This window comes from Saccharopolyspora ipomoeae (assembly GCF_029952525.1).
GTDB lineage: Bacteria > Actinomycetota > Actinomycetes > Mycobacteriales > Pseudonocardiaceae > Saccharopolyspora > Saccharopolyspora ipomoeae.
On record NZ_JASAOF010000002.1, the window covers coordinates 262,032 to 284,086 of the forward strand.

General features: G+C 70.4%; 26 protein-coding genes and 1 riboswitch. Of the genes, 10 read left to right on the plus strand and 16 right to left on the minus strand.

Annotation, left to right across the window (positions count from 1 at the left end; translation table 11 throughout):
* Nucleotides 1-4: 4 nt before the first annotated feature.
* From QFW96_RS04690 to QFW96_RS04710, 5 genes are all read right to left on the minus strand, one after another.
* The gene (locus tag QFW96_RS04690; RefSeq protein ID WP_281454270.1) at nucleotides 5-943 is read right to left on the minus strand and encodes an ATP-binding cassette domain-containing protein; all 939 of its coding nucleotides are present in this window, start codon (nucleotides 941-943) and stop codon (nucleotides 5-7) included.
* A complete protein-coding gene (locus QFW96_RS04695) occupies nucleotides 940-1,587 on the minus strand; it encodes a TetR/AcrR family transcriptional regulator (RefSeq protein WP_281454271.1) in 648 nt (215 codons plus the stop codon). The genes QFW96_RS04690 and QFW96_RS04695 overlap by 4 nt, the downstream gene beginning before the upstream one ends.
* 198 nt (nucleotides 1,588-1,785) lie before the next feature.
* Entirely contained in the window at nucleotides 1,786-2,736 is a 951-nt protein-coding gene (locus tag QFW96_RS04700) for an LLM class F420-dependent oxidoreductase (RefSeq protein ID WP_281454272.1), read from the minus strand.
* Between the two features lie 213 nt (nucleotides 2,737-2,949).
* Nucleotides 2,950-3,087 (minus strand): hypothetical protein, encoded by a 138-nt coding sequence (locus QFW96_RS04705; protein WP_281454273.1) that lies wholly within the window; start codon nucleotides 3,085-3,087, stop codon nucleotides 2,950-2,952.
* A 211-nt stretch (nucleotides 3,088-3,298) separates the two neighbouring features.
* Nucleotides 3,299-4,864 carry an N-acyl-D-amino-acid deacylase family protein gene (locus tag QFW96_RS04710; RefSeq protein WP_281454274.1) on the minus strand — a complete coding sequence of 522 codons (1,566 nt, stop codon included), beginning with the start codon at nucleotides 4,862-4,864 and terminating at the stop codon, nucleotides 3,299-3,301.
* 65 nt (nucleotides 4,865-4,929) lie between these two features.
* On the opposite strand from QFW96_RS04710, the gene lplB reads away from it, so the two are divergent.
* Nucleotides 4,930-5,979 carry a lipoate-protein ligase small subunit gene (gene lplB, locus QFW96_RS04715; RefSeq protein ID WP_485119553.1) on the plus strand — a complete coding sequence of 350 codons (1,050 nt, stop codon included), beginning with the start codon at nucleotides 4,930-4,932 and terminating at the stop codon, nucleotides 5,977-5,979.
* Between the two features lie 24 nt (nucleotides 5,980-6,003).
* Here lplB and QFW96_RS04720 read toward each other — a convergent pair whose 3' ends face one another.
* From QFW96_RS04720 to QFW96_RS04730, 3 genes are all read right to left on the minus strand, one after another.
* Complete coding sequence (locus tag QFW96_RS04720) at nucleotides 6,004-6,225, minus strand: DUF5703 family protein (protein WP_281454276.1); 222 nt, start codon at nucleotides 6,223-6,225, stop codon at nucleotides 6,004-6,006.
* A complete protein-coding gene (locus QFW96_RS04725) occupies nucleotides 6,222-7,202 on the minus strand; it encodes a YncE family protein (RefSeq protein WP_281454277.1) in 981 nt (326 codons plus the stop codon). The genes QFW96_RS04720 and QFW96_RS04725 overlap by 4 nt, the downstream gene beginning before the upstream one ends.
* Before the next feature lie 153 nt (nucleotides 7,203-7,355).
* Nucleotides 7,356-8,327, minus strand: coding sequence for an aldo/keto reductase (locus QFW96_RS04730; RefSeq protein WP_281454278.1), 972 nt, complete (start codon nucleotides 8,325-8,327; stop codon nucleotides 7,356-7,358).
* 280 nt (nucleotides 8,328-8,607) lie between these two features.
* Between QFW96_RS04730 and QFW96_RS04735 the strand changes: the two genes are divergently transcribed.
* Nucleotides 8,608-9,420: an undecaprenyl-diphosphate phosphatase gene (locus QFW96_RS04735; RefSeq protein ID WP_425524721.1), complete on the plus strand. Its 813-nt coding sequence runs from the start codon at nucleotides 8,608-8,610 to the stop codon at nucleotides 9,418-9,420.
* Between the two features lie 149 nt (nucleotides 9,421-9,569).
* Entirely contained in the window at nucleotides 9,570-10,250 is a 681-nt protein-coding gene (locus tag QFW96_RS04740; RefSeq protein ID WP_281454280.1) for a histidine phosphatase family protein, read from the plus strand.
* Nucleotides 10,251-10,292: 42 nt separating this feature from the next.
* Here QFW96_RS04740 and QFW96_RS04745 read toward each other — a convergent pair whose 3' ends face one another.
* Nucleotides 10,293-10,910, minus strand: a complete 618-nt coding sequence (locus QFW96_RS04745; RefSeq protein ID WP_281454281.1) for a hypothetical protein — start codon at nucleotides 10,908-10,910, stop codon at nucleotides 10,293-10,295.
* A complete protein-coding gene (locus tag QFW96_RS04750; RefSeq protein ID WP_281454282.1) occupies nucleotides 10,895-11,383 on the minus strand; it encodes a hypothetical protein in 489 nt (162 codons plus the stop codon). Before QFW96_RS04750 ends, QFW96_RS04745 begins: the two co-directional genes overlap by 16 nt.
* A gap of 176 nt (nucleotides 11,384-11,559) precedes the next feature.
* On the opposite strand from QFW96_RS04750, the gene QFW96_RS04755 reads away from it, so the two are divergent.
* On the plus strand, nucleotides 11,560-12,285 hold the full coding sequence (locus QFW96_RS04755) for a type I methionyl aminopeptidase (protein WP_281454283.1): 726 nt from the start codon (nucleotides 11,560-11,562) through the stop codon (nucleotides 12,283-12,285).
* 68 nt (nucleotides 12,286-12,353) lie between these two features.
* On the opposite strand, the gene QFW96_RS04760 is transcribed toward QFW96_RS04755, so the two are convergent.
* The gene (locus QFW96_RS04760) at nucleotides 12,354-13,274 is read right to left on the minus strand and encodes a quinone oxidoreductase family protein (protein ID WP_281454284.1); all 921 of its coding nucleotides are present in this window, start codon (nucleotides 13,272-13,274) and stop codon (nucleotides 12,354-12,356) included.
* A gap of 96 nt (nucleotides 13,275-13,370) precedes the next feature.
* On the opposite strand from QFW96_RS04760, the gene QFW96_RS04765 reads away from it, so the two are divergent.
* The gene (locus tag QFW96_RS04765; protein WP_281454285.1) at nucleotides 13,371-13,826 is read left to right on the plus strand and encodes a MarR family winged helix-turn-helix transcriptional regulator; all 456 of its coding nucleotides are present in this window, start codon (nucleotides 13,371-13,373) and stop codon (nucleotides 13,824-13,826) included.
* Here QFW96_RS04765 and QFW96_RS04770 read toward each other — a convergent pair.
* A complete protein-coding gene (locus QFW96_RS04770; protein WP_281454286.1) occupies nucleotides 13,814-14,818 on the minus strand; it encodes a translation initiation factor eIF-2B alpha/beta/delta subunit family protein in 1,005 nt (334 codons plus the stop codon). The two genes, QFW96_RS04765 and QFW96_RS04770, sit on opposite strands and share 13 nt — an antisense overlap.
* 202 nt (nucleotides 14,819-15,020) lie before the next feature.
* Here QFW96_RS04770 and QFW96_RS04775 point away from each other — a divergent pair, with 202 nt between their 5' ends.
* Entirely contained in the window at nucleotides 15,021-15,827 is an 807-nt protein-coding gene (locus QFW96_RS04775; RefSeq protein WP_281454287.1) for an ABC transporter ATP-binding protein, read from the plus strand.
* 100 nt (nucleotides 15,828-15,927) lie between these two features.
* Here the strand turns inward: QFW96_RS04775 and QFW96_RS04780 are convergent, their stop codons facing one another.
* The 3 genes from QFW96_RS04780 to argG all read right to left on the minus strand — a co-directional run bounded on the left by QFW96_RS04780 (nucleotide 15,928) and on the right by argG (nucleotide 19,062).
* Nucleotides 15,928-16,686 (minus strand): hypothetical protein, encoded by a 759-nt coding sequence (locus tag QFW96_RS04780; protein WP_281454288.1) that lies wholly within the window; start codon nucleotides 16,684-16,686, stop codon nucleotides 15,928-15,930.
* Between the two features lie 226 nt (nucleotides 16,687-16,912).
* Nucleotides 16,913-17,485 carry a G/U mismatch-specific DNA glycosylase gene (mug, locus tag QFW96_RS04785; RefSeq protein WP_281454289.1) on the minus strand — a complete coding sequence of 191 codons (573 nt, stop codon included), beginning with the start codon at nucleotides 17,483-17,485 and terminating at the stop codon, nucleotides 16,913-16,915.
* Nucleotides 17,486-17,646: 161 nt separating this feature from the next.
* Nucleotides 17,647-19,062 carry an argininosuccinate synthase gene (gene argG, locus QFW96_RS04790; protein ID WP_281454290.1) on the minus strand — a complete coding sequence of 472 codons (1,416 nt, stop codon included), beginning with the start codon at nucleotides 19,060-19,062 and terminating at the stop codon, nucleotides 17,647-17,649.
* Between the two features lie 176 nt (nucleotides 19,063-19,238).
* On the opposite strand from argG, the gene QFW96_RS04795 reads away from it, so the two are divergent.
* Both QFW96_RS04795 and QFW96_RS04800 read left to right on the plus strand, forming a co-directional pair.
* Entirely contained in the window at nucleotides 19,239-19,400 is a 162-nt protein-coding gene (locus QFW96_RS04795; protein ID WP_281454291.1) for a hypothetical protein, read from the plus strand.
* A gap of 54 nt (nucleotides 19,401-19,454) precedes the next feature.
* Nucleotides 19,455-19,521, plus strand: a riboswitch (guanidine-III (ykkC-III) riboswitch).
* A 20-nt stretch (nucleotides 19,522-19,541) separates the two neighbouring features.
* Entirely contained in the window at nucleotides 19,542-19,856 is a 315-nt protein-coding gene (locus QFW96_RS04800; protein WP_281454292.1) for a DMT family transporter, read from the plus strand.
* On the opposite strand, the gene QFW96_RS04805 is transcribed toward QFW96_RS04800, so the two are convergent.
* Nucleotides 19,840-20,490: a hypothetical protein gene (locus QFW96_RS04805; protein WP_281454293.1), complete on the minus strand. Its 651-nt coding sequence runs from the start codon at nucleotides 20,488-20,490 to the stop codon at nucleotides 19,840-19,842. The genes QFW96_RS04800 and QFW96_RS04805 overlap by 17 nt on opposite strands.
* 171 nt (nucleotides 20,491-20,661) lie before the next feature.
* On the opposite strand from QFW96_RS04805, the gene QFW96_RS04810 reads away from it, so the two are divergent.
* Together QFW96_RS04810 and QFW96_RS04815 are read left to right on the plus strand one after the other, a co-directional pair.
* Entirely contained in the window at nucleotides 20,662-21,456 is a 795-nt protein-coding gene (locus QFW96_RS04810; protein WP_281454294.1) for an SAM-dependent methyltransferase, read from the plus strand.
* Between the two features lie 111 nt (nucleotides 21,457-21,567).
* Nucleotides 21,568-21,942 carry an NPCBM/NEW2 domain-containing protein gene (locus QFW96_RS04815; protein ID WP_281454295.1) on the plus strand — a complete coding sequence of 125 codons (375 nt, stop codon included), beginning with the start codon at nucleotides 21,568-21,570 and terminating at the stop codon, nucleotides 21,940-21,942.
* Nucleotides 21,943-22,055 lie beyond the last annotated feature (113 nt).

Below are 22,055 nucleotides of genomic sequence, written 5' to 3' on the forward strand. Positions count from 1 at the left end.
CCCCTCAGGCGGCGGTGGGAGCGTGGTGGGCCAGGGCCAGGTAGACGTCGTCCAGGGTCGGTTCGCCCAGGCCGAGGTCGCCGATGTCGATGCCGGAGTCGTCGAGCGCGCGGACCACGTCGGCGAGCTGGCGGGAGGCGCTGACCGGGATGGTCAGCCGCGCCTCGTCGTGCACCGGGTCGAACCCGGCGGTGCGCAGGGCGCGCAGCGCCTCGGTGGTGCGTCCCGGATCGGTCAGGGTGGCGTTGACGGTGCGCTGGCCGACCTGGGCCTTGAGCTGCTCGGCGGTGCCGGTGGCCACGACCTTGCCGGCGGACAGCACGGTGATGGAGTCGGCGAGGCGGTCTGCCTCGTCGAGGTACTGGGTGGTGAGCAGGACGGTGGTGCCGTCGGCGACGAGGTTCTCCACGATCTGCCAGAGGTTGAGCCTGCTGACGGGGTCGAGGCCGGTCGTGGGCTCGTCGAGGAAGATCACATCGGGGTGGCCGACGAGGCTGGCGGCGATGTCGAGCCTGCGCCGCATGCCGCCGGAGTAGGTGCGGGCCGGGCGGTGCGCGGCCTCGGTGAGGTCGAACGTGGTGAGGAGCTCGTCGGCGCGCTGCTTGGCCTCGCGGCGGGTCGCGCCGAGCAGGCGGGCGATGAGCACGAGGTTGTCGTAGCCGGAGAGCTGCTCGTCGACGGAGGCGAACTGGCCGGTCAGGCCGATCCGCGCGGTGACCTCGCGGCGCTGGGTGACGACGTCGAGCCCGGCGATGCGGGCGCTGCCGCTGGTGGGCGGCAGCAGCGTGCTCAGGACGTTGATCAGCGTGGTCTTGCCCGCGCCGTTGTGGCCGAGCAGCCCCAGCACGCTGCCCTGCGGCACGGAGATGCTGACGTCGTCGAGGGCGGTGACCTCGCCGAAGCGCTGGGTGATGTGGTGCGCTTCGATGATCGGATCGTTCATCGGGACTCCCCGGGGTGGTCGGTGGTGGCCAGGGCGCCGTGCAGCAGGACGTCGACGCGCGCCCGGATCGCGGCGGAGTGGTCGACGTCGGCGGTGTCGAGGGCGGTGGCGGTGAACCGGATGCCCAGCACCAGCGACTGCAGGTAGTGCGCGAGGTCGTCGGTCGGGATGCGGAGCTCCCCGGGCTCGATGAGCGAGCCGAGGGCGTCGTTGAGGTCGCGGAGGAACTGCTCGCGGACCTCGGGCAGGCCGGCGGGCTTGCGGTCGGGGCCGCCGCGCAGGTCGAACCCGGATGCGGCGAGGGTGTGGACCAACTCGCCGAAGCGGGTGAAGTGATCGAGGAACAACTCGCCGGCCCGGGTCAGCCGCTCGGCGACGTCGAGGTCGTGGGGGACCGCGCGCACCCGGGAGCACAGATCGTCGGGTCGCAGCGCTGCGGTCACGCAGGCCTGCAGGAGTTCGGTCTTGTCGCGGAAGGCCCGGAACACGGTGCCTTCGGCGATCTCGGCGGCCTGGGCGATCTGCTTGGTCGTGATGTGCGCGCCGTGCTCGCGCACCAGCGGCAGCACGGCCGCGACGATCGCCTCACGGCGCTGCTCGGGACTCATCGCGGAGGCCCGTCGGCGCGGTTGTTCGTCGGTCACCCCACCAAGATAGGAGTGAGTGCTCACTCATGTCAATGAGCGAGCACTCACTCAGTCTCGACGTCGGGTCCGCTCTGCCCCGTCGGTGCTGGAGGGGGACGGTTCTTCCTCGAATCACCCGTGATCGAAGTCCGTTTTGTCCGGAGGGTTCGTGGAAAAACCGTCCCCTGGCGACGCCCGCGCCACCGAGTCCCGTGGTCAGTCCGCGGTGGTTGCGAGGTGGGGGAGGACCGGGGCGAAGGCTTCCATGAAGGGGCCGTGGACCGAGTAGTAGGTGAAGCCGTAGCGGGTCCGGTTGCGGTGGAGCTGGTCGGCAATCTGCTCGGGGGTGCCGATGAGCAGGAACGGGGTGTCGAGGATCTGCTCCAGCGTCATCGTGTCGCCGAAGCGGGGGAGGAGTTCGGTGGCGGCGGCGCGGCGGTCGTCGGTGGGGATGACGGCTTGGACGAGGACCTGCCACTCGACCTGATCAGCGCGGTCTCCCGCGGCCTGCCGGGTGAAGGCGACGCGTTCGTCGGCCTCCTCGGCTGTGCACAGGCGGAACGTGCCGGGCGGGTGGCCGGGGAGTTGGCGCACGCCGGCGACGCCGATGATGTCGGCGGTCTCGGCGGCGATGCGCAGGACGCGATCGCCGGTGCCGCCGATCAGCAGCGGGGGACCGGAACCGTCGAAGCCCGTGCGCTGCGCAGGTTTCAGGACCGGCACGTCGAACTCGGCGTTGTGCTCGCGCTGCTGCTCGAAGCCCTCCACGGAGAAGTGGCGGGTGAGCTCGGCGATGGTCGTGCGCAGGCGCTCCGCGCGCTCGCTGAACGGTTGCCAGGGCAGACCGGCCTCGTCGAACTCCCACTTCATGTGCCCTGCGCCCAGTCCCACCTCGAGGCGTCCCTCGGTGAGGAGGTCGGTGGTGGCGATGTCGCGGGCGAGCAGGGCGGGGTTCCAGAACGCGGTGTTGAGCACGAGGGTGCCCACCCGCAGTCGCTCGGTGGCCTGCGCGGCGGCGACCAGCACGGGGAAGGGCGAGGGGGCGCCGAGGTGGTCCGCGGCGAAGACGGTGTCGTAGCCGAGTGATTCGGCCCGGCGGCAGGTGTCGGTGAACTCGGCGAGGGAGCGGATTCCGAAGACGTTGTAGGAGAACCGGAAATCAGCCATGTCCCGATGCTGCTCGCTCTCGCGGTCCGCCGGGGAGAGGTTCACCGCGGGCATAGACATCATCAGTCTTTGTTTCTTCAGTGCCGAGTGAAACTAAGTTTCGTTCCAGCACACGCGCCCACGAACGTCCACGAAGCACGGAGGAGAGCGGGGGCGCGCCGCCTGGTCCTGGGAGGTCGTGCTGCGACCTGCGGCGGCGCGCCGGCTCGTGGGTCAGTCGTAGCCGCGGATGACGTGGCTCTCGTCGTCTTCGGTCTCGACGGACTCCCAGCGGGACTGGACGGGAAGGTCCAGGTCCACGTCCGGGTCGAAGGAGTCCTGCGGGGCGACTCGATGATCTGAGAGCGTCATGGCGGGGCTCCTCTCGGCAATGGATTTCACCGGCCGATCCTGCGCTCGCGCTGGACAGATCGCATGTGCGACGCGCCACACACCGTTCGGAATCCCCCGGATGAGCAGGCTTCACCTAAGTATTAGCCTCTATAACTTCAGTGGCAGCTGAAAGGAATGCTCCGCAACGAACGCCACCACCCGAGGCCGAAAACCAGCCAACGAGAGAAGGTCAGATCTTCGGGGTGAGGCGTTGGCCTGCTCTGCGGCCGAGGAATCGGCCGTCTTCGACGACGGTGCGGCCTGCCAGGCAGACCCAGGTGACACCGGTCGGCGGCCGCATCGGGTCTTGGTAGTCGCCGACGTCGCGGACGGTCGCGGGGTCGAATGCGACGAGGTCAGCGACGTGGCCTGGGGCGATGATGCCGCGGTCGGGGATGCGGAAGGTGTCGGCGGTCAGCGAGGTCATGCGGCGGACGGCCTCGGGCAGGTCCAGGACCGCGCGGTCGCGGGTGTAGCGGGCGAGCACGCGGGGGAACGTTCCGGTCATGCGCGGGTGGGGTCGGCCGCCGTTGCCGGGTGGGAGGCCGTCGGAGCCGATCGTGGTGTGCGGGTCGCGCAGGGCCGCTTCCAGGTCGTCCTCGTGCATCGAGAAGTGGATCATCGCGACGCGGAGCTCCTCGGTGACCAGGACGTCGATGAGGGCCTGGACGGGGTCGGTGCTCTGGGCTTCGGCGATCTCGGCGAGGGTGCGGCCCTCGTGGCGGTGGCTGGGGGTGGTGGCGATGAGGATGCGGTTGAAGTGCGTCGAACCGCCCAGGGCGGCGGTGAGCTCGGCGTGGGCGTTGCGGGCGCTGAGCCTGGCCAGGGTGTGGTCGTCGCCGCCGCTGAGGTAGGTGGTGGGCAGCACGGAGGCCAGCGTGGTCGAGGAGGCGGTGTAGGGGTAGACGTCCTGGCGGACGTCGTGGCCGTCGGCGCGGGCGAGGTGGAGTCGGTCCAGGGCGTCCGGGACGGTGCCCCAGTTGCGGGGGTGGGTGGCCTTGAGGTGGGAGAGGTGGGTGCGTCCGGCGACGCGGCCGATGCGCAGGGCTTCATCGACGGCGTCGAGGAGGTGGTCGCCTTCGTCGCGCATGTGGGTGACGTAGAGGCCGGTGCCGCCGAGGACCTCGGCGAGGGCGGTGAGTTCGTCGGTGGTGGCGAACAGGGCGGGTGGGTAGATGAGCCCGCTGGAGAGGCCGAACGCGCCGGCGCTCATGGCTTCGTCCAGGAGGGCTTGCATGCGTCGCGCGGAGGGAGCTGCGGCGCTCATGCCGGTGGCGGCCACGCGGAGGGTTCCGTGTCCGACGAGCGGGCAGTGGTTGGTGACGTGGCCCGCGGTGTCGGTGGTGTGGAGGAGTTCGGCGAAGGTCTGCCAGGTCACCGGTAGGGGTGGGAAGAGTCGGCCGAGGTGGTGCCGGTGGTCGTCGGCGCGGGCGGGGGTGTGCGGGGCGAGGCTGAAGCCGCAGTTGCCGACGACTTCGGTGGTGACGCCTTGGAGGATCTTGGTGGTGTCGTGCTCGGTGAGCAGGGGTGCGTTGTCGGCGTGGGAGTGGGCGTCGATGAAGCCGGGGGCGAGGACGAGTCCGGGGAGGTCGCGGCGCGGGTGGCCGGTGAGGGTCCCGGGTGGTGCGACGGCGGTGATGCGGGTGTCGTCGATGAGGACGTCGGCGGGGCGGAGGGGTGTTCCGGTGCCGTCGGCGAGGTGGGCTCCGGTGAGCAGCTCGGTCATGGGTGCGTCTTCCTGGGAGCTCGATCTCATCGGGAAATGCTGCTGGTGGGTTGGGTGTTGGTGGGGTTGTCGATGTTGTGCGGAAGGGGTGCGTCGTGCACGGCGAGTTCAAGGTTGCGGGCGGCAAGTTGGTGGCGGCGGATGTGGAGGTCGCTGAGGGTCGGTTGTCGCGGGTGCGGATCAGCGGGGATTTCTTCTTGGAGCCGGACGAGGCGTTGGAGGCGATCAACGGGTCGTTGGTGGGTGCGCCGGTGTCGGCGGAGCCGGAGGAGTGGGCGCGTCGGATCCGGGGTGGGTTGCCGGAGGGTGCGCGGTTGGTGGGGTTCTCGGTGGAGGCGGTGGTGTCGGCGGTGCGTCGTGCGGTGACGCGGGCGTCGGGGTGGGCTGATCACGAGTGGGAGTTGGTGCGGGAGGGGCCGCGTTCTCCGTTGACGCACATGGCGTTGGACGAGGTGCTGGCCGAGGAGGTGGGTCCGGGGCGTCGTGGTCCGACGTTGCGGTTCTGGGAGTGGTCCTCGCCTGCGGTGATCTTGGGTGGGTTCCAGTCGGTGCGCAACGAGGTGGATCTGGGGGCGGCCGGGCGGCACGGCATCGAGGTGGTGCGGCGGATCACCGGTGGTGGGGCGATGTTCGTGGAGCCGGGGAACACGGTGACGTATTCGCTGTACGCGCCGCCGTCGTTGGTGGCGGGGCTGTCGGTGGCGGAGTCGTATCCGTTCTTGGACGACTGGGTGTTGGGTGTGCTGGGGGATTTGGGGCTGAACGTCTGGTATCAGCCGTTGAACGACATCGCGTCGGAGGGCGGGAAGATCGGTGGTGCGGCGCAGAAGCGGATGGGTTCGGGGGCGGTGTTGCATCACGTGACGATGTCGTACTCGATCGATGCCGCGAAGTTGGGTGAGGTGTTGCGGGTCGGGCGGGAAAAGTTGTCCGACAAGGGGGTGGCGAGCGCGGCGAGGCGGGTGGATCCGCTGGCGCGGCAGACGGGTTTGGCTCGCGAGGTGGTGATCGATCGGTTGATCGCGGGGTTCCGGTCGCGGTTCGGGTTGGTCGACGGGCCGGTGAGCGCGGTGGAGGAGGCGCGGGCCGGTGAGTTGGTGGCGTCGAAGTTCGCGACGGAGGGGTGGTTGTGGCGGGTTCCGTGATCGGTGTGGCTGTGCCCGTGGTGGTCAGGTGATGACGTTGGGGAGGCCGGGGGTGCTGCGTTTGCGGCGGAGCCAGATCTTGCGGCTGCCGTCGGAGTAGAGCAGGACGCGGGAGAGTTCCCAGCCGGAGTACTCGGCGTGGATGCTGAGCTGGGTGGCGGCGTTGATGCGGGTGATGCCGGGTGGCAGGCGCAGTGGCCGGTATTCCCAGTCGGGGTCGGTGTCGAGTCCTTCAGCGGTTGTCACGGCTTCACCACCTGGTATCCGGCGCCGTTGGCGGAGGCGATGTAGAGGGTGTGGGTGTGGGGGTCGAGGGTGACCGAGTTGGGTTGGGTGATGGTGGGGATGCGGTGGGTTTCGCGGGGTTCGCCGCCTGCGATGTCGTAGCCGACGAGTTCGTTGGTGGCGGTGAGGGTGATCCAGGCGGTGTCGGTGGTGGGGTCGTAGGCGAGGCCGTAGGGGGCGCCGGGGACGGGGTAGCGCTGTTTGAGGACGAGGGGGTTGGTGCTGAAGGCGAGGAGGGATTGGCCGCGGGTGTCGATGGTGAGCAGGCGGCCGTAGCGGTCGGTGGTGGCGTTGGTGGCGCCTTGTCCGGCTCGGAGTCCTGCGCCCTTCTCGCCGGTGTCGGGGTTGATGGGGGTGATGGCGGTGGTGAGGGTGTCGAGGAGGTGGAGCTGGCCGGACTGGGTGAGGAGTTGGGCGGGGCCTTCGAACTTCTCGGTGGTGGTGCCGGGTGTGCCGTCGGTGAGGATGGTGACGGTGGCGGTGTCGCGGAGGGCGACGGCGGTGCGGTGGGGGTCGAGGTCGAGGGCGTCGACGGGTGCGCCGGGCACGGGGGTGGGGTGTGCGGTGGTGGTGCGCAGGTCGATGCGGGTGATCTGGTCGGCGTCGGGGAGTGCGGCGAGGACCTGGCCGGCTTGGGCGCGGAGGCGGGCGGGTGCGGCGGGCAGGTCGAGGGTGCGTTGGGCGCCGGTGGTGGTGTCGATGAGGTGGAGCCTGGTGCCTGCGGCGAGCACGAGGGTGCGGGTGTCGGGGTCGTAGGCGGTGTGCTGGGTGGGTGGTGCGGGGTGCACGGTGCCTGCGGGTGGGGTGCTCGCGGGGGGTGCTGTGGCGGGTGTGGCGGCGGTGAGGTTGTCGGTGACCTGGAGGGGGTCGGTGTTGTCGTCCATGCCGCACCCGGTGAGCAGGGTGAGGGTGAGGCAGGTGATGACCAGACGACGCAAGCGAGGCCCTCCTGTGGTTGACCTGCGGTGTTTCCGCTGGGTGGTGGGTGTGTCCTCCAATATCCCTGATCGGGTTAGGGGTGGTGGTGTGGGGGTGGATCCTTCAGCGTGGCATTTCGCGCGGGTGGCGGGAAGTGCTGCTGGTTTTCGGGGTTATTGGGTTTCGGGGTAGCCGTGCTGGGGTGCGCTGATGTCGTCGAGGGCGGCGCGGATGGCTGGGGGGAGGGTGAGTTCTTCGGAGCCGAGTGCGGTTTTGAGTTGGGCGGTGGTGCGGGCGCCGAGGACGGGGGCGGTGACGCCGGGGCGGTCGCGGACCCAGGCGAGGGCGACTTGGGCGGGGGTGGTGGTGAGTCCTTCGGCGGCGGTGAGCAGTGCTTGGACGATGCGGGCGGCGCGTTCGGTGCGGTGGTGTTCGACGTAGCCGGAGAGGTGGGTGGTGGCGCCGCGGGAGTCGGGTGGGGTGGTGTTGCGGTATTTGCCGGTGAGGACGCCGCGGCCGAGGGGTGCCCAGGCGAGGATGCCGAGTCCGTGGTGTGCGGCGGCGGGGATGACTTCGCGTTCGATGCCTCGTTCGAGCAGGGAGTACTCGGTTTGGGTGGAGATGAGGGGTGTGCGGGTGGGGTGGTGGTGCTGGTGCGCGGCGGCGGTGGCGGTTTGCCAGCCGGTGTAGTTGGCGATGCCGGTGTAGCGGACGCGGCCGGTGGTGACGGCGGTGTCGAGGGCGGCGAGGGTTTCGTCGAGGGGGACGTGGGGGTCCCAGTTCTGGAGTTGCCAGAGGTCGATGTGGTCGGTGCCCAGGCGGCGGAGTGAGTCGTCGAGGGCGGCGAGGAGGGCGCCGCGGGAGGCGCCGCCGCCGAAGGGGCCGGGTTTGCGGCGGGCGGCGGCTTTGGTGGCGAGGATGATCTCGTCGCGGGGGATGTGGTGGGTGAGCAGGTGGCCGAGGAGTTCTTCGGCGTGGCCGCGTTGGTAGACGTCGGCGGTGTCGATGAGGGTGCCGCCTGCGTCGTGGAAGGTGGTCAGCTGGTCGGCTGCTTCGTCGGCGTCGACGTCGAGGCCCCAGGTCATGGTGCCGAGGGCGAGTCGGGAGACGCGCAGGCCGCTGTTGCCGAGTTGTCGCTGTTCCACGGTGTTGGAGGGTAGGGGGTGTGGTGGGTGTGGCTGGTGATGTGGTGTCGGCGGGTCCGGTGTGGCGTGGTGTGGATCACACCGTGGCGGTATGTCGGCCTCGTGTGCGCGGTGCGTGATCGTGTGGCGGCTGACCTGCCCTGATGGGGTGATCAAGGGTGGCGGAGGTTGACAGGGGGCGATGCTGCAAGATTCGAGGACCGGGCCGGAAGTTCCGTAAGAGGGCCCGGGTTCCCCCTGTCGATCGTGTGGAGTGGGTTTCGTGTCGTGGTTGCAGGCCATGGTTCTGGCCGTGGTCCAGGGACTCACCGAGTTCCTGCCGATTTCCTCGTCCGGGCATCTGTCGATCGTGTCGAAGTTGTTCTTCGGCGATGACGCGGGTGCCTCGTTCACCGCGGTGACGCAGATCGGTACCGAACTGGCGGTGGTGATCTACTTCATCGGCGACATCGTCCGGTTGATCGCCGTGTGGTTCCGCGGTCTGTTCAACGCCGAGGTGCGTTCCACCCAGGACTACAAGCTGGCCTGGTACGTGATCGTGGGCAGCCTGCCGATCGGACTCCTGGGCTTCTTCTTCCAGGACTACATCCGCTCGACGCTGCGCAGCCTCTGGATCACCGGCGCCACGCTGGTGATCTTCGGTGTGCTGATGGGGCTGGCCGAGCGGTACGGCAAGCAGCTGCGCGAGCAGGCTCGGCTGCGGCTGAGCGACGGTGTGCTGATGGGTTTCGCGCAGGCGATGGCGCTGATCCCGGGTGTGTCCCGTTCCGGCGGGACGATCACCGCGGGTCTGGCGCTGGGCCTGACGCGGGCGACGGCGGTGCGGTTCTCGTTCCTGCTGGCGATCCCGGCGGTGTTCGCCGCCGGGTTGTCGGAGATCCCGCACGTGTTCGAGCCCAGCCCGTACGGGCTGCAGCCGTCGGCGGCGCAGATGATCGTGGCCACCATCGTGGCCGGCGTGATCGGCTACGCGGTGATCGCGTGGCTGCTGCGGTTCGTGGAGCGCCACAGCGTCTACCTGTTCGTCTGGTACCGGATCGTGCTGGGCGGGCTGGTGTTCGCGCTGCTGGGCTTCGGCGTCATCCAGCCGTGAGGCGGTGGATCGCCCGGCCGCGAGGCGTTTTGATCGCGAGGTGAACATAAAAACGTCGGGGCGGTCCTGTCGGGACCGCCCCGACGTTTTTGCGCCGTGCCGGGCCCCTCGCGCCCGTTCGGTGGTCGCGGCGCCTACCCTCGGCGGACGTGGCGACTCTCATCCTCGTTCGGCATGCGCGTTCCTCGGCCAACGGTTCCGGTGTTCTGGCCGGGCGCGCTCCCGGTGTCGGTCTCGACGAGACCGGTCGCGGCCAGGCCGCGACACTGCCCTCCCGCCTGGAAGGCGTGCCGCTGAAGCGGGTGGTGGTCTCGCCGCTGCAGCGCTGCCAGGAGACGGTGGCCGGGCTGGCTGCCGGGCGCGAGCTGGAGCCGGTGGTCGAGCAGCGGCTCTCCGAGGTCGACTACGGCGACTGGACCGGCCAGAAGATCAAGGACCTCACCGGTGAGGAGCTGTGGAAGGTCGTGCAGCAGCACCCCTCAGCCGCGGTGTTCCCCGGTGGTGAGGGGCTGGCCGAGGTGCAGGCGCGCGCGGTGGCCGCGGTGCGCGAGCACGACCGCCAGGTCGCCGACAACGAGGTGTGGTTGCTGTGCAGCCACGGGGACGTGATCAAGTCGGTGCTGGCCGACGCGCTGGGGCTGCACCTGGATTCCTTCCAGCGCATCGTCGTCGACCCCTGTTCGGTGAGCGTGGTCCGCTACACCGAGACCCGGCCTTTCGTGCTCAAGGTCAACGACACCGGCAGCGACGTCTCCGGTCTGCTGCCGCCCGCCGAGCCCGAGCAGTCGAGCTCGGATGCGGTGGTGGGCGGCAGCACCGGCAAGGCCTGATCGCCGCAACCCGGACACAGCGGTCTGTCGGGACACGGGCGTCTAGTCGAGGATCTCCACGACGTGGCAGCGGCGTCCGGCGGGCAGGTGTCGCCGGTGGCCGCTGGTGAAGCCCACGGTGATGCGCTCGGTGTCGTCGCGGGTGATGGTCTCGACGATGCCGACCGGTCCGATCGCGCCGTGCAGGCGCACCGGGGTGCCCGGGCGCAGACGTCGGGCGGGCACGCGCCGCAGGTTGGTGGCCCGCGAGGCCGGGCGCAGGCGGCGGATCCACAGCCACCACCCGGCCAGGCCCAGCACCGCGAGCACCAGCGGCAGCCACGTCCACACCCACGTCAGGGCCAGGCCCGCGGCCAAGCCGCTCAGCGCGGCCCACAGGCCCGAGGAGATCGCCAGGGGACCGATCTGCAGCCAGCCGGTGGTGCGGATCGTGCCGTCGGCCAGGGTGCCTCGTGGCGGGGTGGGTGGGGCTTCGTCGGGGAAGTCGAGGTCTTCGCCGACACCGCGGCGCTGGGAGTGCTCCGGGGTGATCTTGACGAGGGTCTCGTGTCCGTGCAGGGCCTCGTCGCGGATCGGCGTGAGCTCGCCGCGCACGAGGGTTTCGCGGTCGGCCAGCGGGATGTCGTGGCGCTGGTGCTCGGGGTTCACCATTCCTGCCACCTCCAGGCTCCGTCGGTGTAGTCGCAGACGTAGCGGTCGCCGTCCTCGCCGCGCGCCACGTCGCCGGGTTCGTCGCACGGCTGGCCGGCGGCGACCTCGGGCGGGCGTTGCGCGCCGGGGTGGCTGGTCGTGGTCGGTGACGTCGTGGTTTCCGGCGGCGGAGGGGGTGGCGGCGTGGTGGACGTGCTCGTGCGGGTGCTGGTGCGCGTGGTCGTGGTGGTCGAGGTCGGTGACGGGCTGGTGGTGGGTTCGGCCGCGGTGGTCTCCGGCGGTGGGGGCGGGGGTGTGGTCGTCGGGGCGAGGTGGACGACCTGCGGTGCCGGTGGGCCCGCCTGGGGCTGGTCGGGGGTGGCGGGCAGGTTGGCGACCACACCCGCTCCGGTGGCCGTGATCAGGGCAAGGGCGGGCAGCAGTCGGACCGCCAGGGGGCTTTTCCACCACAAGCGGAGCGGGGCCGGGGGTTGGGCGGGCACGTCTCGGGGGTCTCCTTCAAGCGGGGTCCCGCGCACCCTAGCCGAAATCTGTGAAACACGTCTCCGATCTTGGACGCGAAAACCGTTGCCATGACGCAGAAGACACCTACCGGCACGTACCGTGACCCTCCACTGTGGTGTGTGGGGTGTCGGTGGCGGGGTGCATCATCGACACCATGGTGATCGAACTGCGCGATCGGGGCGAGATCGAGGCGCTGGCCAGGACCGGATCGGTGGTCGCCGCCGTGCTGCGGGCGGTCGGTGCGCACGCCACTCCCGGTACGAGCTTGGGGGAACTGGACGAGATCGCCCGCGACGCCGCCGACCGGTACGGCGCGCGGCCGGTTCAGGGGCGGGTGATCACCACCTCGCTCAACGACGAGATCACCGGCGGTGTCGCCGACGCTCGCGTCCTGGCCGACGGCGACCTGCTCAGCGTCGCCGCGACGCTGGACAAGCAGGGCTGGTTCGCCCGCGCGGCCACCACCGTGCCGGTGGGCACGGTCGAGGAGGACGACCGGCTGCTGCTCGCCGCCACCCGCCAAGCCCTGGCCGACGGCATCGCCGCCGCCAAGCCCGGAGCGCGCCTGGGCGATGTCTCCCGCGCGATCGGCCTCGTCGCCCGCAGCAACGGCTACGGCATCCCACCCCTGGGCGGTCACGGCCTGGGCCGTCAACCCCGCCAAGAGCCCGCCGTCGCCAACGACGGCCACCCCGGCCAGGGGCTCCCGCTGCGCCCGGGTCTGGTGTTCAGCCTCGAACCGATCTTCACCGCAGGCGGTCTCGACCACCTCAACACCGACCACCACCCCCTCCTGCGCACCACCGACGAATCCCGAGCGGCCCACACCGGCCACACCCTGGCCATCACCCACACCGGCCCCCGCGTCCTCACCGCGTGACGGCAGCGGCGGGCGGGTGCCGGTGAGCGGCTCGATGAGCTGTCCCCGCCGAACCCGCCCCGACCGCGCTAGTCGACGGTGAGGACGACTTTGCCGAGGTTGGTTCCGGACTCGAGGGTTTCGTGAGCCCGGGCTGCTTCGGTCAGGGGGATCTGGTCGTGGACGCGGGTGCGCAGACGTCCTTGGCGGTGCTGGTCCCAGAGTTCGTCGCGCCAGTAGGCGTGCAGGGACGGTTTCGGGGGTGCGCCCATGCGGAAGCCGGTGGCCGAGGCGCCGCGCAGCACCAGCTCGCGCGAGGAGATCGGGCCGGGTTGGCCTGCGAAGGTCACCAGCCTGCCTCCGGGGCCCAGGGCGCGGACGGTGCGGCTCAGCAGGTCGCCGCCGACGGCGTCGAGGACCACCTCCACCGGATCGCCCCAGTCGTGGTCGGCGTAGTCGACGACGCGCTCGGCGCCGAGGTTGGTGAGGTGGGCGCGTTTGTCGGCGGCGTTGCTGACCGCGGCGACCACGCGGGCGCCGCACCCGCGGGCGATCTGGACGGCCATGGTGCCCACCGCGCCGGCCGCGGCGGTGATCAGGACCGTTTCGCCGTGGCCGAGCATGCCCGTCGCGCAGGCCTGGCGGGCGATGAGACCGCTGCGCACCAGTGCGATCGCGGTGGTGGCGTCGGCGTGGTCGGGGATGGGGGACGCCAGGGGTTCGGCGAGCAGGGCCAGTTCGGCGTAGGCGTGCTCGAAGCACAGTCCGGTGACTCGCTGGCCCAGGCGGAAACCGCGCACACCCGGCCCGAGGGCGTGGACGGTGCCGGCGATTTCTCCGGCCAGCGGGGCGGGTTCGGGTCCTTCGCGGACCCGGCGCACCGTGGGCAGGGTGACGCCGATGGCTTCGCAGGCCACCAGCAGCTGGCCCGGTCCGGGTTCGGGGACGGGGGCGTTCTCGACGAACAGGACCTCGGGTCCGCCGTGGACGACGTGGTTGACGCGGCGCATGACGCTGCCTCCTCCAATTCGATGGGTTCACCAACGAAGTGGAGAGTAGGAGCACCACCGTTGGGTGGTCCAACGATTTTTCGCTAGGGTGCCCGCGTGACCGACCGCGCCCTGCAGCACATCCAGTCCCTGCCCAGCTGGCTGACCGGACGCGTCGCCGCCCGCGGCCGCGAACTCCTCGCCCACGCCCTGGCAGGCGAAGGACTGCGGCTGAGCCACTACGCCGTGCTCGCGGCCGTCGCCGAGCACGGCCCCACCGCCCAGGCCGAGCTGGTGCGGCGCCTGGAGATCGACCGCAAGGACGTCGTCGGCCTGCTCAACGACCTCCAAGCCCGCCACCTCGTGCAACGCAGACCCGACCCGGCCGACGGCCGCAAGAACGCCGTGTCGGTCACCGACGAGGGCAGGGCCACCCTGCAGCGCTGCGCCGCGCTGGCCGAGCAGGCCAACCAGCAGCTGCTGGCACCCCTGAGCGCCACCGAGCGCGAACTGCTCATCACCCTGCTGGCCCGCCTGCAGCGCGCCGACCAACCGGGTGATCAGTGCCAGTAGGTGTGCAGCCGCTCGGGCGTGAACGCGCCCTTGTCGGTGACCACGGTGCTCACCAGGTGCGGATCGGTGACGTCGAAGGCCGGGTAGAGGCCGGTGACCTTGTCGCTGGCGCTGCGCCGCCCCAGCGTGTGCAGGACCTCGTCGCCGTCGCGGAACTCGATCGGCACCTGCGCCCCCGTCGCGGTCTCCGGATCCGGGCCGTGGCACAGCGCGTGGAAGGGCACGTCGAAGGCGCGCGCGGCCACCGCCAGGCCCAACGTGCCCACCTTGTTGATCACCGAGCCGTCCATGCTGACCCGGTCCGAGGCCGTCACCAGCGCGTCCACCCGGCCCTCGCGCATCAGCGACGCGGGCATGCCGTCGGTGACCAGCGTGACCGGCACCCCCATCTCGGCCAGGGACTCGGCGGTCAACCGCGCGCCCTGCAGGTAGGGGCGGGTCTCGGTGCACACGAACTCCGGACACCCACCCCGCTCCAGCAGCGCCTCCACCAACCCCAGCAGGTACAGATCGCCCCAGCAGTGGGTCAGCACCCGGGCACCCTCGCCGAGCAGCTGCGCGCCCGCCCGGCCCATCCGCCGGCACCGCTCCCGGTAATCGGCGTCCCCGGCACGAGCGCCCTCCACGGCCGCCGCGGCGACGTCCTCGCGCCCGGCCACGGCATCCAGCACGAACGCCGCGGCCTTGCGCGGCTGATCATTGGTCGGACGGGTCGCGATCAACCGGCTCGCCGCGGCCGACACCCGCTCCCGCGCCACCTCAGGCGCACACCCCCGCGCGTCGCGCGCGGCCAGCGCCAACCCCCACAGCACCGCGAAGTACGGGCCCGAGGACTGGGTCACCATCTCCTCGATCGCCCGCGCCACCTCCTCCACGGTGCGGGCGTGCACCCACCGGCGCTCGAACGGGAACACCCGCCGATCCAGGATGTGCACGCCGTCGTCATCGAAGCGGACGCTGTCGGCGAGAACGGGGGTGACTGGAGACGACATCGCATCCTTCATCGAGCGAGAACCGGCACGGGCACCGGTGAGCCTAACCAGCCCGCCTCGCACGCCCCGGCCCCCACCAACTCGTTTGCTAAGCTCACGACACCGCGTTGATCGCCGCACACGCAGGCTTGATCACCCGAGGCCCCGCGACACCCGCGCCCCTCACCCGGCACCACCCGGCGCAGCCAGAAGGACACCGCAGTTGACCCACCCCCGCCCCGCCGACACCGGCCCCGTGCTGCGCGCCACCGACGTCGACGTCGTGCGCGAGGGCACCCACCTGCTCCGCTCGGTGTCGATCGACGTCCACCCCGGCCAGCACTGGGCCCTGCTCGGCGCCAACGGCGCGGGCAAATCCACCCTGCTCAACCTGCTGGGCGCCCACGGCCACCCCACCCGAGGCAGCGTGGAGGTCCTCGGACACCGCCTCGGCGCCGTGGACATGCGCGCGCTGCGCAGCCTCGTCGGCCACATCAACCCCCGCCACCCGCTCCGAAGCCCCCTGACCGTGCGCCAAGTCGTGCTCACCGGGCTGACCAACACCACCGAACCCGTCCCGCGCTGGCAACCCACCGACGACGAAACCACCCGCGCCGAACGGCTCATCAGCGTCCTGGGCATCGCCGAACGCGACCAGGCCCGCTGGGACACCCTGTCCCAAGGCGAACGCGGCCGAGTCCTCATCGCCCGCGCCCTGATGCCCCAACCGCGGCTGCTGCTGCTCGACGAACCCGCCACCGGCCTCGACCTGGCCGCCCGCGAACAACTCCTCACCAGCCTCGACCAGCTCCGCCACGACCACCCCGACCTGGCCACCGTGCTGGTCACCCACCACCTCGAAGAACTGCCCACCGGCACCACCCACGCCCTGCTGCTGCGCGAAGGCACCACCCTGGCCCGAGGACCCGTCGATCAGGTGCTCACCAGCGACCACGTCAGCAAGTGCTTCAACCACCCCGTGCACCTGGCTCGCGACCACGGCCGCTGGCACGTCCGCGCCCGAACCTGAAAAGCCCTGCGCACGAAAAGGACGGTGGTCCTGGCACGGGCGCAGGATGCAGGTCTGCGCCCGTGCCAGGACCACCGCCGGACCCGGGTGGAGAAGAGCTCTAGCGGCGCTTCTTCGGCGGGTCCTTGCGCAGCAGGTCCGGTCCGATGATCCGGCGCACCACGCGCCGCATCAAACCGCGCTTGCGCGGAGCCGCCGCCGGCTTGCCGCCCACCGCGGGCTGCGGACCCGTCAACGCCGCAGGTGAAGCCGCCGACACCTCGGGGTTGAGGCGCTTGGCGAACTCCGGCTGCTCATCGCGGATCGCGGGAATGTAGGGCTGGGTGACCTCGACGTGCTCGGGCACCGGCGGCGGAGCCAACGGCAGGCCCGCCATCTCCGGGCCACCACCCATCGGCGGCTGCGGCGGCATCCCGGGCTGCGACATCGACGGCTGCGACATCGGGGGCTGGGGGGACGGGGGGATCGAGGGCATCGACGCCGGCTCGTCGGCGTAGAAGGCCTGGAAGGCCGTGTCACCGGCGATCGCGTCCTGACCCGCCTCGGGGGAGCGGGACGGGTAGCCACCGGGATCGAGGGCCTCGGCGAAGGTCGTGCCCTGCGACATCGCCGTGCTCGGACGGGGCGGCAACGACCCCTGCGACGGCTGATCGAACTGCGGGGCGTCGAACGGGGCCTGGTCGAAAGGGGCTCGGTCGAACTGCTGCTGCGGGGCAGCGGTGCGGAACTCGCCCGCCTGCGGCGCGGCGGGAACCTCGTCCACCGGGCTCACCTGCCCCACGGGGTTCACGGACTCCGCGGGAGCGACCTGGCCTGCGGTGTTGACCTGGTCCGTGGGGTCCACGGGCAGCTGGCCCATGATGCGTGTCGTCGGGGATCCCGGGTCCGGTTGCTGCTGTTGCGCTTCCGAGGGGACCACGGGCTGGAACCACGGTCGAGCAAGATCGTCTTGAATAGTCATCCGTATCGACTCTGCGTCAGCAAACGGCCAATGTCACCGGATCGGGGACTTCCCTTCCGGCGGAGCAGACCCTACCGGTCACGGACCGGTAAAGGACACCCCCGTGTTCCCTAACCCACGGCCCTCATCCGCACCGGCACTCGTCATCGGCCATGACCGCTTGCCTGAGCTGCCCGAACTCCGCCGCCAGCGTCGCCGCCGACCAATGCGCGTTCAGGCCACTGGGATTGGGCAACACCCACACCCCGGCCTCACCGATCGTCCGATCTTGCCTACCGAACGTGGCGCGCTTGGCTCCGAACGCCGCCCGGTAGGCGGTGATGCCCACGACCGCCACCCACTGCGGCCGGTACCGCGCGACCTTCTGCGCCAGCACCTCGGCCCCGGCCGCGAGTTCGTCGTCGGAGAGATCGGCGGCCTTCGCGCTCGCCCGCGAGACCAGGTTCGTGATGCCCAAACCCAGCCCCAGCAGCTCCGATTGCTCCGAGGGGGCCAGCTCGCGCGGGGTGAAACCGCTGGCGTGCAGCACCGGCCAGAACCGGTTGCCCGGACGCGCGAAGTGAAAACCCGTGGCACCCGACCACAAACCCGGGTTGATCCCGCAGAACAGCACCGTCAGATCCGGCGCCAGCACATCCCCGATCGTGGCCCCGCTGGCGGCTTCCAGTTCCTGCGCACTCGGCCGGTCACCCGACAACTGACCTACCTCCCCGTCCCCGGTTGTTCCACGGACCCTAACCACACCACCCGCGGGCCCCGAAGGCAGCGCCCCCGCACGCGCCACCACCGGGCGCCAATGCGATCATGGCCGCCCGCGCGGTGCGACCCGCGCGAACGGCCATGACGTGAAAACCCAGGTCAGTCGGTGCCCGACTCCATCGCCGCGCGATCCAGCGCCTGCGACTCGGACTCCTCGGCACCCACCGACGCGATCGCCTCAGCACCACCGGCCTGCAGCGACCCCACCAGCTCGGTCTGCGCCTTGCCGACCAGCCCCAGCTGCGCGTAACCCTCCAGCTTCGCCCGCGAATCGGCGATGTCGAGGTTGCGCATCGTCAGCTGGCCGATCCGGTCGGTCGGGCCGAACGCGGCGTCCTCGGTGCGCTCCATCGACAGCTTGTCCGGGTGGTAGGAGAACGCCGGGCCGCGGGTGTCGAGGATCGAGTAGTCCTCACCCCGGCGCAGCCGCAACGTCACCTCACCGGTGATCGCCGAACCCACCCAGCGCTGCAGCGACTCCCGCAGCATCAGCGCCTGCGGATCGAACCAACGACCCTCGTACATCAACCGGCCCAGCTTGCGGCCCTCGTTGTGGTAGGAGGCCACGGTGTCCTCGTTGTGGATGGCGTTGACCAGCCGCTCGTAGGCGGTGAACAGCAGCGCCATGCCCGGGGCCTCGTAGATGCCGCGGCTCTTGGCCTCGATGATGCGGTTCTCGATCTGGTCGCTCATGCCCAGACCGTGCCGGCCGCCGATCGCGTTGGCCTCGTGGACCAGGTCGACCGGCGAGGAGAACTCCTTGCCGTTGATGGCCACCGGCCGGCCCTGCACGAACGACACCGTCACGTCCTCGGGCGCGATGGCCACCGACTCGTCCCAGAACCGCACACCCATGATCGGGTCCACGATCTCGATGCCGGTGTCGAGGTGCTCCAGCGACTTCGCCTCGTGCGTGGCACCCCAGATGTTGGCGTCGGTGGAGTAGGCCTTCTCCGCCGAGTCCCGGTAGGGAAGACCGTGCTCGACCAGCCACTCCGACATCTCCTGCCGGCCGCCCAGCTCCTGGACGAAGTCCTCGTCCAGCCACGGCTTGTAGATCCGCAGCCGCGGGTTGGCCATCAGCCCGTAGCGGTAGAACCGCTCGATGTCGTTGCCCTTGAACGTCGACCCGTCGCCCCAGATCTGCACGTCATCGGCCAGCATCGCCCGCACCAGCAGCGTGGCGGTCACCGCGCGGCCCAGGGGAGTGGTGTTGAAGTAGGTGCGCCCACCCGAGCGGATGTGGAACGCCCCGCAGGCCAGCGCCGTGAAACCCTCCTCGACCAGCGGCTCGCGGCAGTCGACCATGCGCGCGATCTCGGCGCCGTAGTCCTTGGCCCGGCCCGGGATCGAAGCGATGTCGGACTCGTCGTATTGCCCGATGTCGGCGGTGTAGGCGCACGGCACCGCGCCCTTGTCGCGCATCCAGGCCACGGCGACGGAGGTGTCGAGACCCCCGGAGAAGGCGATGCCGACCCGCTGGCCGACCGGCAGAGACGTCAGAACCTTGGACATGCGGAAAGTTTATGCGATGGACTGTATGGTTATCCACCCGGGTGGCCCATCGGTGTGAAACCTCACCCCACCCCGGCCCACCAGCCCTTCGACCGCGCGAGCACGGGCCGGGGCACCCCAACGTCGGCATCGCTGGGGTTCGCCTCGACACTTCGGCCGGAGGGGAGCTCGTGGACGTGGCGGCTTCGAGCCGAAGCCGGTGGTACACGCCTGGAACCGCAGCACACCGGTTCGATCTCGACGATCACCGCGAGCGGGCCGCCCGCGAGCGCATGGGGCCCGGCTGGCGCGACACCGTCCTGCCCCGCCCGGCCGAACTCGCACCCGGCATCGGGTGAGGTCGTGGTGGGCGAGCTCACCGGGTTCCGAGCTGACCCGTGCGGTGGGGTTGGGCAGAATCGGTGGTGACGAGGATCCGGACGAGGCGCACCGTACCTGGACATGCAAAGACGGTGCAGGCGCGGAGGAGCGCGCACGTCATGGCATGGATCGTCCTGATCATCTCCGGCATGTTCGAAGCCGTCTGGGCCGTGGCCCTGAGCAAGTCCGAAGGCTTCACCCGGCTAGTCCCCTCACTGGTGTTCCTCGCCGGTCTGACCGTCAGCATGGGCGGACTGGCCCTGGCGATGCGCACCCTTCCCGCCGGGACCTCGTACGCGGTGTGGGTGGCCATCGGTGCCGTGCTCACGATCGGCTACTCGATGGCGACCGGCGACGAATCGATCTCCCCGGTCAAGATCGCCCTGCTGTTGGGGTTGATCACCTGCGTCGTCGGCCTCAAACTCGCCCACTGAGCCGGTCCCGGGGCGTGCCGTCCCAGCGCCAGCGGGTCAGCCGCGCACGCCCCGGGGTTTCGGCGCGGCCGGTGCACCACAGCAACGCCGGCCACGGCTCGGCGTCGGTGGGAGCGTCGGGGAAGAGCCGGTCGAGCACCTTCGCGCACGGCTCCGCCGGCGGCTCCCAATCAAGGCCCAGACCGTCGGTGACGTCGTGGGTGTGCACGAGCGTTTCCACCACGCCCATCGCCGCGAAACCTTCCGCGTCGGAGACACCGAAGACGTGGTAGGAGCGCAGGTCAGGGCGGGTGGTGCGCACCATCGCCACCAGCAAGGCGGCCGTGGCCTCCAGGGTCAGCAACAAGCCGTCCGGGCCGGTGTCGGGATCGGCGTGCACCGCGTTGAACGGGCCACCGTCGCGGCGCGGCCGCCAGAGGAACGGCATCTCGCGGTCCTGCGGCGGGTTCGCGGGGCCCAATTGCACGGCGTAGGAGAACAGGTCGTCGCTGAGGTGCTCGACGGTCTCCCACCGATCCCACTCCAACGAACCGGCCTTCTCCCGCCACGCCTCGGCAGGCACCTGCCGCAACACAGCCAGCGACAACCGCACCGAGCCGGCCAGGTCCTCGGCGCTCACCTCGATTCGAGACATCCCCGGACCCTAGCGCCACCACCTGCGCCGCACCCGCGAATTCTCGCGGCCGTCGTTCTGCCGCAAGGAGTTCTACGGCCTCGGCGACCTGCCTCTAGCGCAGGTGGAGCGGATCACGGCAGTCGAGAAATTCCGTTGGCCCGGGTTCAGGCCGGCTGCTAGTGATGGGCCGTGACTTCGCTGGCAGCGCTCATCAGAGCTGACACGTACCCGCGTTCGGCCACCTACGACCCGCAGTGGATGGTCGACAACTGCATGGGGCCCAACCCCCTGTGGCTGCTGGAAGACCTCGTTCGGGACTGCCCCCTCGAACCGGGGATGAAGGTCCTCGACCTCGGGTGCGGACCGGGTATGACCTCGATCTTCCTGGCGCGCGAGTACGACGTCGAGGTGTGGGCATCGGAGTTGTGGGTCCCGCCCGAGGACAACGCTGCGCGATTCGACCGGGCGGATGTCGCGGATCGGGTCCACGCGGTGCGCGCCGAGGCCCATGATCTGCCCTTCGATCCGGAACAGTTCGACGCGATCCTGTCCGTGGGCACCTACCACTACTTCGGCACTGACGACCTCTACGTCGGCTACATCAGCAAGTTCCTCAAACCGGGTGGGTGGCTGTCGATCGCCGTGCCGTCCCTGCACCGCGAGTTGCGCGAGCTCGGCGGCGTTCCCGCGCACCTGCGGTCCGGCGCGGGCTGGGAGGTGCTGCCGTTTCACACACCGGAGTGGTGGCGCTTCCAGTGGGAGCAGACCGGCCTGATCGAGGTCACCGCGAGCCGAGCGCAACCGGAGGGTTGGCTCGATTGGAAACTGTGGTGCGAGGTCTGCGCCGAACACAGCCCCGACGAGCTCGTCAGGAGCGGTTCTCGCGCCACGATCCCCATGCTCGACGCCGACCGCGGTCAGCTGCTGACCTTCGCGCAGGTCACCGGACGCCGAACGCAGGCCCCGAGCAGCGGGAGGCAGTGAAGAGGACCTCCCCTGGGCAGGTCCGGACGCCGCCATTCCGGTGAAGCGTCGCGGAAGTAGCCACCGCCGGCTCCTGTGGTGCCGTCGACGACCAGGACGTGGCTGTCCGAGGTGGTGGAGATCGACGGCGGCTACGGCCAGTGGCGACGTGGCGACGCGACCTTCGACGGGCAGGTACACCCGCACAGCGTCATCGGCTCCACCTGTTCGAAATCCGATGACGGCCACGAGCTGTTCGCCCTCGACCGGCGATTTCAGCGTTTTCAGGCCACGCTGGGCATCGCTGACGGTGCGCCCGCCGGCACCGTGACCCGATTCGTCGTGGAGCTCGACGGTCGAGAGCTCGCCAGTCGGGAACTGCGGCCAGGGGAAGTGGGCCTGCTCGACGTGCCCGTGGCCGATGGTGAGCGGCTGCTGCTGCAGGTGGACAACATCGATTCTGAGTGCAGCGCCTCAGCGGTCTGGGGCGAAGCGGTTCTTCGCTGAACACCGCCCACCGCGATCCTCAGCTCCAGTTCATCACCCCCGAGGGTGTGGTGTGTCCGCGCTCGTGGTGAAGGCGCCGGGCAGATTCCGCTCCAGTTCCACCCGCCCACCAA